This window comes from Bacteroides sp. AM37-9 (genome assembly GCF_003603455.1).
GTDB lineage: Bacteria > Bacteroidota > Bacteroidia > Bacteroidales > Bacteroidaceae > Bacteroides > Bacteroides xylanisolvens.
The window spans coordinates 1-9761 of the sequence record NZ_QTNF01000005.1 but is presented as its reverse complement, the minus strand read 5'-3'; the positions used below and the strand labels follow the sequence as shown (position 1 = coordinate 9761).

Genomic DNA, 9761 nt, shown 5'->3' with positions numbered 1-9761 from the left:
ACTTGAGGCAATACGCAGTATCATACCCATAAGTTGTAGGCGTTATCCAAAATCAGTCTGAAAAATATCTGCGTAAGCATTATTACAGGTATAGATATTCAGCACATACCGCCTTGATGTTCTGATCCACTTGGCTGGTACAGAGACAAACCTGAAGACAAACGCTTTTATGCGACTTGTTGCATTGAGTCCGAACCTCTTTACGTCAAGTCTGTGGATAATGGCCTTGTAGAAATTACGGATAAGTGCCGTAAGAAGAAGGAACACAGTGTTCTCTGCCATGAAGGATTTGGGCAATCTGTCCCACCCGAAACCATTGTTCATATCATCGAAGATACGTTCCTTTCCTCCACGAAGGTTATAGAACTCGACAATTTCTCTTGTGGAAGATTCATAGTCGTTAGTCAGGATACAACGGTATGTGTATTCTCCTTCCCAAAGATCCAGCACACCGTCCATCCGTTTCTGTCTTTGAATCACAAGTCGGTATGCTTTACCCTTCCACTTCTCAACAAGAATAGAGTTCAATTCGAACTCAATGCCATTGATTTCCTCAGTCTTCCAGCCTCTAAGAGCAAAGATGTCATTGTAGAGCGAACTGCAGCGGTTTGCGCGGATATAGAAGGATTTGCTGTGTTTCTCTATTTCCTCCACGATTTCCTCGGAACATGATCCACAATCAGCTCTGAAACGATTGATTGTAAGTCCGTTCTGCTCAAATCTCTCAAAGAATCTCTTCAGCGTGTCCTTCTGATGAAAACGAACGTTGGTGTTACCATCGCTATTCTCAATGCCAACAATCAAGTCGTCAATAACCGCCACGCCAGGGCGATAACCAAGGAACTTCTTGTATGTAGGCTTTGCATCATACTTCTCAGTCTCTATGAACTGATGGTCGAAATCAACATCATACATCTCGCCCTCTTTCAGTTGGCCGGATGCAAACATACAATTGAGCAGTAAGGTATTGAGTGTGTCAGCCGTGTTGAAATCGTAGTTCTTACCCGTATCTGATGTGTATGAGATGTTTCCTTGCGTCAGTTCCTTTATCGCTCTGAGGATAGTATCAGAACTACAAGTACGAAGTGTCGGATGGAGCGAGAGATGGTTCATCAAATGAGTAGTGACATCCTCAATGCATGAGCCACCACAGAAGTAGATACTCATGAGGGAACGGACGATTTCACTGTACTGATAACCGAACGAGCTACACCTTAGACCGAGTGTCGAGTCGATTACAGATGACAATGTGGAGTCAAATTGCTCCATGATTGAAAATATTCCTCCAAAAGGAGTGAGCTTCTCGGATTTTATTTGTATTTTTGCCATGCCTGATGAGGTTTTGTTTGATTATTTTTTTGCAACACTAAGTTAAGTGAATCCTCTGACATGGCAAAATCCTGAGCAACTTTTTGTTGCTCAGGTACTTAAAAAAAATATTTTATAATAGTGTTGCGGAATTAAGGTCTAATAAACCAACCAGTATGGACAAGCATATCATCGGAGAAAACGCAGGAAAACTCTGGCGTTTATTAAGCACAGACGCACCTCGGAAATGGACTTTACAAGAAGTCAAGGATGCAACAGGGTTCAATGACCTGGAAGCTGCCAGTGCAATAGGTTGGCTCGCACGTGAGGACAAAATCCAATTCGAACTTGAACACCACAGCACTAAGGATAAGAACGTCTTTTTATACCTTATGCTGAACGTGTATTTTTAAAGCCTGTTTAAAAATATTGCCCCCGGCGGGGTTTTCGCCGGGGGGGGCTTCCTGCATTTGCATATATAACCTCAAAGGCAAGTCAAATCGGACGGGGTGGCGGTCGGACGGCTGAAAAGTCGAAAACGTAACACAGGCGTGTTACTACTTGTCTTTGACAAGGCATTTTTTAGGGGTGCTGGCATACAATCCGAAAGGGGCGGGAACGGCTGTTCCCGTTTGTTCTCCCTGCAACCTACAGGATATTAACCTTAAATCATTAAGTGATAAACACTATATTTAATAAACCCTTTTAGCCAACAAATTGTTATCTTTATGCGGTCGTAAACAAAAAATAAGCTTATGAAAACTGCTATGGAAAAAAAAGAAATCGGCTTAATGAGACAGATCGGTTATCTCTCTTTTGTCGTTGTTTTGTTGTATGGGCTTACGCTATTTGCGGTTTCTTGTGACAATGATGAAGATCCTCCTCTTCCTCCCGCAGTGGAAAAAGTAGTGCTGGCATTTGGTGTGGATCAGGGTGAAGGTCAGCTTTCGGCTAAACCGGAGTTGGAAAATACGGCTGCGGAAAAGATAGGAGAATTGATCTCTCCGGCTGAAATAGCGAAAGGCACAACGGTGCATTTTCGTGCTACCCATTCCAAATCATGGACAATCATGTATTGGAAAGTCAATGGCGTCATTATTCGTTCTGTGGAGCCGGAGCAGACTTTCGTCATCGATGAGCATAAGGAGGTTCGGGTTGCTTTCAAGCCTTACAAGTCACCGGAACCGGAGGGGCTGTAAAACAAACTGTGTCAGCAAAGCAATAAAATATTAATTTTGCTGACACAGTTTAATTGAATTCTCTTTTTGCTGTTCATTTGCTTTATTTCAGGACTTCGCCCTTCTCGTTGAAGAACACTTCGCTGTCCGTGCCTTCTGCATCGGTAAATGTCACCTTGTAGGTCTTTGTGCCTTCCTCGCTTTCCTCAACTGCGGCTTCCTTGATTGTCAGGTCTGCGAAATCCTTCTTGATCGTGTCCTGAACCGCCTGCGGCAGATCCTTTACCTCGATTGGCTTATAATCGTTCACCATTACCACAATCTCAACATCCGATACCATGTTGCCGGCGAATGCCACTGAACTACCCAATCCCATAACAAGTGCTACTGCAAATAATACCTTTTTCATAATCCAATCTATTTAAATATTTAACATATGGTTTCTGAAAGACAAAGAACAAACATTGTGCCAAACAAATAAACAAGTCATATATACCTGATAATCAAAAGCATACAAAAAACACATATATTTATTGAAGAACTGTTATCTGTGTATCATTTCCACATTTTGTGGAAATGATACACAGACTTTCTATAATTGCCTCCGGCGGGGTTTTCGCCGGGGGGCTTCTTGCATTTGCATATCTATCAAAAAGAAAGCAATATCGGAGCGTTACACCATAAAAACAGCTAGCCGGTTATTACAAAATGATATTGCGTGTCCGGCTGATCGGGGCGGGTCTCCCACCATGCGGACAAATCCCGGTAACAAAATGACAAAGCGGACATCCCGCCAAAGAACAACATTTTTTTTCTTTTTTCCTAAACACCTGCCAGCGAAGCACAGAGTATTTGTCAAGGGCGAAGGGTAAAAAATACCGCACGAGCGAAGCGAGCACAGGAGATTTTTTACCCGGAGAGTGAAACGTCCCTTTACAAATGCGGCGTGCGGAGTTACCTTTGTGCCGGAAAATAGAAAAATCACATGCCCATTCCGAAACCTCTGCTCCTTTTTGGCTTCTTCAGGAGTTCCAGATCTTCCTCCTGCTGCTTCTTTTTGGGAATAGGCTGCTCGATGTCCGGCGTTTTCTCCACCTGTTGATTTTTCGACTTCTCCGGCTCCTGCCGGGATTGAAGCTCTGCTTTGAGTTTGTCCCATTTCTCCTTTCTGATGCGTTCCGCACGTTCCACCTGCCGGGCTATTTCCGCCGGACTTCCGTTCTTGACGGCATTAAGATAGTCGAAGCTTTCCTCCGGCTCCCGGTCAAACCCCATGCGCCGATCAAAAGAGCTTTCACACTTCCGGAAAAAATCCGTCCGGTCAAAACCTCCCTTCACGTTGCCGCAGTTCTTCTTCCCGGTGTGGTTCGTTTTAGGGCTTAACTTCCTGGTGTTGCTCCGGTCTTTCCGGCTGACGATGATATGTGCGTGCATATCGCTGTCACTTTCACCGTCCCGGTTGAAATGGATCTTTGCATAATATTCCACATCATCGCTTTTCAAGCCTTTTCCGAAGCCCTCCGCATAGTTTCTCATCACATCCTGCCGTATGTACCGCCGTAAGGCTTCCGCACACTCCTGCGGAGTTCTGCCCATGCAGCGCAGCTCCTTCTCTGAAGGGCTGACAGTGATAACATAGAACTTTGCGTCAGTCCGGCTTAACTTAGCCTTGTTGTTGTCTATCTTGAATGTGACCTCCCTTGCGCTCACGTAGTCCCGGAACTGGTTGAAAAACGGCTGCACCTCCTCCCCTTTCTTCATCCTCTCCAAATCCTCATGCTGGAGATAGTTCGTCACCGCAACACAACTGCCTGTATTGGCATATGTGCCGTTACCGCTTCCCTGTATCTTCACGTTCATATCTTTTCCCTTTTGTTCTTCTCGTTCTTGTACAAGGCTTTTATATCATCGAAAAGCCCGGCTTTTCCTTTCGCATCGATATAGCTTGCGATATAGGAGAAGATCTTCTCCTGCCTTTGCGTCACAGCGTCCAGCCTTGCATAAATGGCTTGTTGGTTCTTCAGAAGCATATCCCTCGACTGACCGACTGCCTTTTCCGCCCGGTCCAAAGCCTGCTCCCTTATCCCGGCAAGGCTTGCAAGGTCACGCATGAATAGGTCATTGTCTTTTTGGTATTGGCTGAACTTTTTTTCCGTAAGTATCGAGTCCATGCTCATGGTCACCCTCATACTTGTACTGCCCATGGCTTCACAAGCCGGACGCAAGAAATCCTGCTCCTGCTTCCGGATGAACGCTATCACTTGATCACAGCGTTTGATAAGTTTCTGCATTTCCTTTGCCGGACTCTCATGCTCAACCGGGTTGATGCCGTACTTCTCGAAGTACTCCAGCGCACAGGAAAGGAACTCTTTCTTTGATACATTATTGGACTTTGCCAGCCTATCAAGCCGGGCAAACGTTTTTCGGTCAATGGTGACAGAAGTGGTGGTTTCCTTATCCATACAATTGCGGTTTTAATTGCTGTTTATATTATTAAATCTCTGATTTACAAAGGTATAATTTTAACCACAATTTCAAACTAATTGCGGTTAAAAAACTTAAACGGCTGATATTCAGCCGTAACCCCGTAGGGCAAGAGGAAAAACAGGGTAAAGCCCGGTTTCCTCTTGCTATTCTTTCGACTGCCGAGCAATCGACGAACACCCTCCCCTGCGGTACGGCGAAAGCTCGTACAAGGGGGACGGGGAGAAGTCGGAGCGAGGCACAAAGAAAGAACCTATTCCACAAACAAAAAAACACATCAAAACGGCACAACAGGCTGCATAAAATATCAATATTTTGTTTCGCTATATGGAAACAAAATATTATCTTTGCAACACTAAAACTTTATATGGAAGCAAAATCAAGATTCAAGGTCAAATTATCCAACGAAGCCCAAGAGTTTTTAGACGGATTGCCCAACAAGGTACGTGAGAAGATCATTAGCAATATTCGTAAATCCACCTTTGTACTTGATCCAGATTTATTCAAGAAATTGGATGATACGGATATTTGGGAATTCAGAACGTTCTATAACAAAACCAAGTACAGGCTTCTTGCTTTTTGGGATAAGGACGATAAGATAAACACTCTGGTAATCGCAACACATGGGTTTATCAAGAAAACCCAAAAGACACCTCCCAAAGAAATAGCCAAAGCCGAAGAGATTAGAAAAGATTATTTTAATTCAAAAAGATAAAGCGTATGGAAGCAAAGAAATTTTATACACTCGAAGAAATCGAGGATAAATACATCGGAGAAAAAGGTACTCCCAAACGTGATGCCTACGAAGAAGAACTTAACTCTTTTTTGATAGGTGAAGCCATTAAACAAGCTCGCCAATCAAAGAACTTAACCCAAGAGGAATTAGGTAATCTGATAGGAGTGCAACGGGCTCAAATCTCCCGAATTGAAAACGGTAAGAATTTAACCTTTTCCACCATTGCAAGAGTTTTTAAGGCTATGGGGATAAGTGCTAAACTTGAAATCGGAAGCATGGGTAAAGTTGCGTTATGGTAACTAACTATACAACAAAAAGTTACATTAAATCCGGGATGCGTTTTCGCTCCCGGAAACTTCTCGTTTTATACATTAAAAGTCATATTTATACAAAATTTAACACACCGAAAAATCTTCCTAATCCGTTGCACTTGGCTTTACTTGTTTCCACTCTCTCCCATTCTCCGGAAATTCGTCGTATCAAAAAACACGCTGAAAAGTGGAGCGAAGCGACCTCTATAAACCAAAAAAGAAACACTCCATTGCTTTACGGTAATTTTTAGTTTCTTTTTAGTTACTTTTACGGCATAGCATAACACATTGTGCTGTAATATCTTACAAAGGTCATCTACGACAAATTTCCGAGCATCTACGACAAATTTCCGAGCATCTACGACAAATTTCCGAAAAAAACGGTTATCTACGACAAATATTCTACGCCATATATTTGTTTTTGTCGTAGATAAATATTTCCTTTGTGAAAAGCATTAAAGTCATGGAGAAGAAAGACAAGAAACAGAGGGATATAGTCCTGTCGCAAGACAATGCGCTGACTACCGCACGCTACAAGTTCGACCTTATCGAAAAACGTGCCCTATACTCCATTATACGAAATATCCGGGCGCAATACATCGAGAACGAGAACGGCAGACGGGACTTATTCGATGATCTGATTATCACCATACACGAGGAAGAACTAAAGAAATGCGGTGACAATACCAAGATGCAAAACATCTACGATGCGCTAAAACGGCTTAGAAATCGCGATATAGAGATTAACAACGAAAAAATGTGGCTAAGTATCGGTTTTGTCAATTACGTCAAGCATATCAAAAATAAATCGTATTTTGAGGTGCAAGTTTCCAAAGAGGTACTACCCTATTACGTGGAACTCGCCCAAAACTTCACGAGTTACTCCATGACGGTAGCAATCGCACTCAAAAGCACATTCTCGCAAAGGTTTTACGAACTGTGCTGCCAATACCGAAACGCCGGGTTCTTTTTCTACACAGTCGAAAAGCTTCGGGAAATGTTCATGTTGGAAAAGAAATACAAACGGGGATGCGATTTCAAAAGGCGTGTACTTGACGATCCGCAAAAGGAACTCCGGGAGTTGTACAATGCCGGACAATGCGATTTATACTTCGAGTTCGAGCCAAAGAGCTACAAAGGCAAGGAAGTTACCGAATACAAATTCTACGTTTACACAAGGCAAACCGAACAACAAAAGCTATTGGAATACGAAAGCGCAAAACAGGCGATCATCTACATAACAACCACTATTTCGAGGTTCTCTAAAAGTGACAAAGGATATGTTAAGCGTGTAGTGAACGCCGTACAGTTACACCCGGAAATAGCCGTACAGGTGGCGCAAAAGATACAAAAGAAGTTTGAGCAATATATAGACAAGCCAGCCAAACAGATAGGGGCTATCATCCGGGTTTGCTTAATGGAAGATTTTGGTATAGAATAAAAAACATACAAGTATGAAAACAGGTGATAAAGTTATCGTACCAGCCGAAATAAGCGGCTATGGCAGGGATTTACGGGCAATGGTTACAGAGATAGAGAAGTTCGCCGGGGCAATATTCGTAACAGTGATATTCACCGAACCATGTCCGGAAGCCTGCGGAAGAAAAGGGGGCGTTTACCATGATTTCCAACTCGATTTACTCCCGGAATAGAGGTATATTTTCGGAATATTCGGTATATTTGTAGCATAATTCAAAAAATATGGAAAACTTACCGCAAACAATAGGAACCAAAGAAGTCGAAGCACGTGTTATCGAGCTTCGGGGGCAAAAGGTCATACTTGACCGGGATGTTGCCGAACTCTATCAGACAGAAACCAGAGAAATAAACAAGGCTGTCAAAAACAATCCCGAAAAATTCCCGGACGGGTATTGCTTTACCCTACAACCCTCTGAAAAACAGTATGTGGTGGAAAATTTCCACCGCATGGAAAGACTGAAAAAATCGACTGTCGAACCAAGAGCCTTTACCGAAAGAGGGCTGTATATGCTGGCTACCATAATGAAAAGCCCAAGAGCCACGCAAACCACCATTGCGATAATAGATTCGTTCACAAAGCTGCGTGAACTTACACGAAATATCGAAGCGATACATAACGAGCCGGACAACGCCAAGCAAAAAGGGCTTATCCAGCGCACAGGCGAGCTTCTCTCCGACCTGCTTGTAGATGATACGGACACGACCGAAACGGAATCCACTATCGAACTCAACCTTATGGCGGTCAAGTTCAAGCACACAGTCAAGCGGACAAAGAAGAGCAAGCCGGACAAATAACGAGCATATAATCAAAACATGTAGCATATTTCAAGTATATCAAGCATATTATAAGCATATTTACATCAATAAGTTAAGGCATGACAGATAAAGCAACCATACAACCCAAGAGCAAGCCGGAAAAGACAACCATTTCGATAAGCGGAGAAACATCTGAACGGCTGGAGATATACTGCCGGGCAAACGGCATATTGCGGAAAGAGTTTGTTTCCCTTGCGCTGGATTATTTCGAGCGTACCGGATTTGACCTGCAAAGTAACGCTCTCGATTATTCCCCATTGGAGAAAATCATCGGAGAACTGAAAGAAGTAAAAACAACCATGCAGACCAACAACGAGGGAACGGAAGCGGTGCGCCAGTTTCTCCAAGTTGTCCGGGAACAGACCACCAAACAACTCCCAGCGCCGGAACTGATCGCCCATGCTGCCGAAGAAAAAGCAAAAGCAGAAGCCAAAAGCGAAGAACAAGAAAGGGAGATTGCCCGGCTGCGATCCGAAAACTCTGCTTTGCAGGAGTACAAGGAAAAAGCACACCAAGAACTGTGCCGGGTACGTGACGAGCAAAAGACAATAGGGAAAATAAAAGTAAATACAGAACTATAAACTTTAGCATATCCTTAAAAGGCAAAATGAAAGCGACACCAACACATGAGCGTCCAAAAGTGATTAATTTAACTGATTTCAACCAAAAACATCGCTTTCAAATTTGCTTATTACAATCTTTTTATTATCTTTGTCTAAGTTGTAACAGGACTATGTTGTCACTTTCTGAGAAAAACTTCTCTGATGTGGAGCCTTGGTCGGGGATTAGTCGCAATACAACAGTGTTTTTTACATATTGAAGAAAAGCGTTTAGCTGATTTCTGTGCAGGTGAAAAGTCGAAAATGAACCGTAGGTACAGCAAAAACAGTCTATACGCCCGCTCGCTATATGCGGGGGGCGCTACCTGTTTGTACCTAAGGGCTTCGACTCCCTCACCTGCGGATAGGCAAATGCCCTTCCGCTTTTTTTCACTTATAACAACAGTATCTTAAACGAGAGGACAGACAATGCGTACGCAATGAGAGATATATGTTTTTAGTACTAATTTTTAAACAAGTTGTTATATGGAAAAGACTACTATAGGCTACAATGCCGGAGCGATTTGGGATAAATTGAGAGAAACCGGACGTATAACCATTGCAGAGCTTGCGAGAAAACTGAACATGGCTGCTGATGAAACCGCCATTGCCGCCGGGTGGCTCGCACGTGAAGGCAAAGTATATATTGAACGGATAAACGGTCTATTGCATATCAGGAGAGAGTGATGCAACGCCTCAAGAGGATAAAAGGCAAACGCCGGCATATTCGCCGTATCATGCCATTATGATGCTAAAGCGTTTCCTCTTTATCCATTTCAAAACTATTTATTAATCTAACCTCAAATCCGCAACTAAGCTCTTCAGCGTCCTTCTTGCGTCTAAACGTCCT

At 43.2% G+C, this 9761-nt stretch carries 13 protein-coding genes and 1 pseudogene; 9 read left to right on the top strand and 5 right to left on the bottom strand.

Annotated features, from left to right (window positions below; all coding sequences use genetic code 11):
• Nucleotides 1-42: 42 nt before the first annotated feature.
• Nucleotides 43-1329, bottom strand: a complete 1287-nt coding sequence (locus DW862_RS05000; protein WP_005805709.1) for an IS1380-like element IS613 family transposase — start codon at nt 1327-1329, stop codon at nt 43-45.
• 155 nt (nt 1330-1484) lie between these two features.
• Here DW862_RS05000 and DW862_RS04995 point away from each other — a divergent pair, with 155 nt between their 5' ends.
• Both DW862_RS04995 and DW862_RS04990 read left to right on the top strand, forming a co-directional pair.
• Nucleotides 1485-1721, top strand: a complete 237-nt coding sequence (locus DW862_RS04995; protein WP_009132803.1) for a winged helix-turn-helix domain-containing protein — start codon at nt 1485-1487, stop codon at nt 1719-1721.
• 342 nt (nt 1722-2063) lie between these two features.
• Complete coding sequence (locus DW862_RS04990; RefSeq protein WP_007659487.1) at nt 2064-2507, top strand: hypothetical protein; 444 nt, start codon at nt 2064-2066, stop codon at nt 2505-2507.
• 82 nt (nt 2508-2589) lie between these two features.
• Here DW862_RS04990 and DW862_RS04985 read toward each other — a convergent pair whose 3' ends face one another.
• The 3 genes from DW862_RS04985 to btgA all read right to left on the bottom strand — a co-directional run bounded on the left by DW862_RS04985 (nt 2590) and on the right by btgA (nt 4948).
• Nucleotides 2590-2895, bottom strand: a complete 306-nt coding sequence (locus DW862_RS04985) for a hypothetical protein (RefSeq protein WP_005783170.1) — start codon at nt 2893-2895, stop codon at nt 2590-2592.
• 572 nt (nt 2896-3467) lie between these two features.
• Nucleotides 3468-4346 carry a mobilization protein BtgB gene (gene btgB / locus DW862_RS04980; protein WP_008669303.1) on the bottom strand — a complete coding sequence of 293 codons (879 nt, stop codon included), beginning with the start codon at nt 4344-4346 and terminating at the stop codon, nt 3468-3470.
• The gene (gene btgA, locus DW862_RS04975) at nt 4343-4948 is read right to left on the bottom strand and encodes a mobilization protein BtgA (protein WP_008669301.1); all 606 of its coding nucleotides are present in this window, start codon (nt 4946-4948) and stop codon (nt 4343-4345) included. The genes btgB and btgA overlap by 4 nt, the downstream gene beginning before the upstream one ends.
• 389 nt (nt 4949-5337) lie before the next feature.
• Between btgA and DW862_RS04970 the strand changes: the two genes are divergently transcribed.
• Together DW862_RS04970 and DW862_RS04965 are read left to right on the top strand one after the other, a co-directional pair.
• Entirely contained in the window at nt 5338-5685 is a 348-nt protein-coding gene (locus DW862_RS04970) for a type II toxin-antitoxin system RelE/ParE family toxin (protein ID WP_008669299.1), read from the top strand.
• 5 nt (nt 5686-5690) lie between these two features.
• Nucleotides 5691-6005: a helix-turn-helix domain-containing protein gene (locus DW862_RS04965; RefSeq protein ID WP_007851388.1), complete on the top strand. Its 315-nt coding sequence runs from the start codon at nt 5691-5693 to the stop codon at nt 6003-6005.
• A gap of 324 nt (nt 6006-6329) precedes the next feature.
• On the opposite strand, the pseudogene DW862_RS26705 reads toward DW862_RS04965, so the two are convergent.
• Nucleotides 6330-6389 (bottom strand): annotated as a pseudogene (locus DW862_RS26705) (four-helix bundle copper-binding protein); the annotation flags it as partial.
• Nucleotides 6390-6462: 73 nt separating this feature from the next.
• Between DW862_RS26705 and DW862_RS04950 the strand changes: the two are divergent.
• From DW862_RS04950 to DW862_RS04930, 5 genes are all read left to right on the top strand, one after another.
• Nucleotides 6463-7458, top strand: a complete 996-nt coding sequence (locus DW862_RS04950) for a replication initiation protein (protein ID WP_009132797.1) — start codon at nt 6463-6465, stop codon at nt 7456-7458.
• A 13-nt stretch (nt 7459-7471) separates the two neighbouring features.
• Nucleotides 7472-7669 (top strand): hypothetical protein, encoded by a 198-nt coding sequence (locus tag DW862_RS04945; protein ID WP_009132798.1) that lies wholly within the window; start codon nt 7472-7474, stop codon nt 7667-7669.
• 49 nt (nt 7670-7718) lie between these two features.
• A complete protein-coding gene (locus DW862_RS04940) occupies nt 7719-8291 on the top strand; it encodes an ORF6N domain-containing protein (protein WP_009132799.1) in 573 nt (190 codons plus the stop codon).
• Between the two features lie 80 nt (nt 8292-8371).
• Nucleotides 8372-8893: a BfmA/BtgA family mobilization protein gene (locus tag DW862_RS04935; protein ID WP_009132800.1), complete on the top strand. Its 522-nt coding sequence runs from the start codon at nt 8372-8374 to the stop codon at nt 8891-8893.
• A gap of 504 nt (nt 8894-9397) precedes the next feature.
• Nucleotides 9398-9598, top strand: a complete 201-nt coding sequence (locus DW862_RS04930) for a winged helix-turn-helix domain-containing protein (protein WP_009132802.1) — start codon at nt 9398-9400, stop codon at nt 9596-9598.
• Nucleotides 9599-9761 lie beyond the last annotated feature (163 nt).

Coding starts and splice junctions, on each gene's coding strand:
- DW862_RS05000 (WP_005805709.1), bottom strand. CDS start 1,329: ATGGCAAAAATACAAATAAAATCCGAGAAGCTCACTCCTTTTGGAGGA.
- DW862_RS04995 (WP_009132803.1), top strand. CDS start 1,485: ATGGACAAGCATATCATCGGAGAAAACGCAGGAAAACTCTGGCGTTTA.
- DW862_RS04990 (WP_007659487.1), top strand. CDS start 2,064: ATGAAAACTGCTATGGAAAAAAAAGAAATCGGCTTAATGAGACAGATC.
- DW862_RS04985 (WP_005783170.1), bottom strand. CDS start 2,895: ATGAAAAAGGTATTATTTGCAGTAGCACTTGTTATGGGATTGGGTAGT.
- btgB (WP_008669303.1), bottom strand. CDS start 4,346: ATGAACGTGAAGATACAGGGAAGCGGTAACGGCACATATGCCAATACA.
- btgA (WP_008669301.1), bottom strand. CDS start 4,948: ATGGATAAGGAAACCACCACTTCTGTCACCATTGACCGAAAAACGTTT.
- DW862_RS04970 (WP_008669299.1), top strand. CDS start 5,338: ATGGAAGCAAAATCAAGATTCAAGGTCAAATTATCCAACGAAGCCCAA.
- DW862_RS04965 (WP_007851388.1), top strand. CDS start 5,691: ATGGAAGCAAAGAAATTTTATACACTCGAAGAAATCGAGGATAAATAC.
- DW862_RS04945 (WP_009132798.1), top strand. CDS start 7,472: ATGAAAACAGGTGATAAAGTTATCGTACCAGCCGAAATAAGCGGCTAT.
- DW862_RS04940 (WP_009132799.1), top strand. CDS start 7,719: ATGGAAAACTTACCGCAAACAATAGGAACCAAAGAAGTCGAAGCACGT.
- DW862_RS04935 (WP_009132800.1), top strand. CDS start 8,372: ATGACAGATAAAGCAACCATACAACCCAAGAGCAAGCCGGAAAAGACA.
- DW862_RS04930 (WP_009132802.1), top strand. CDS start 9,398: ATGGAAAAGACTACTATAGGCTACAATGCCGGAGCGATTTGGGATAAA.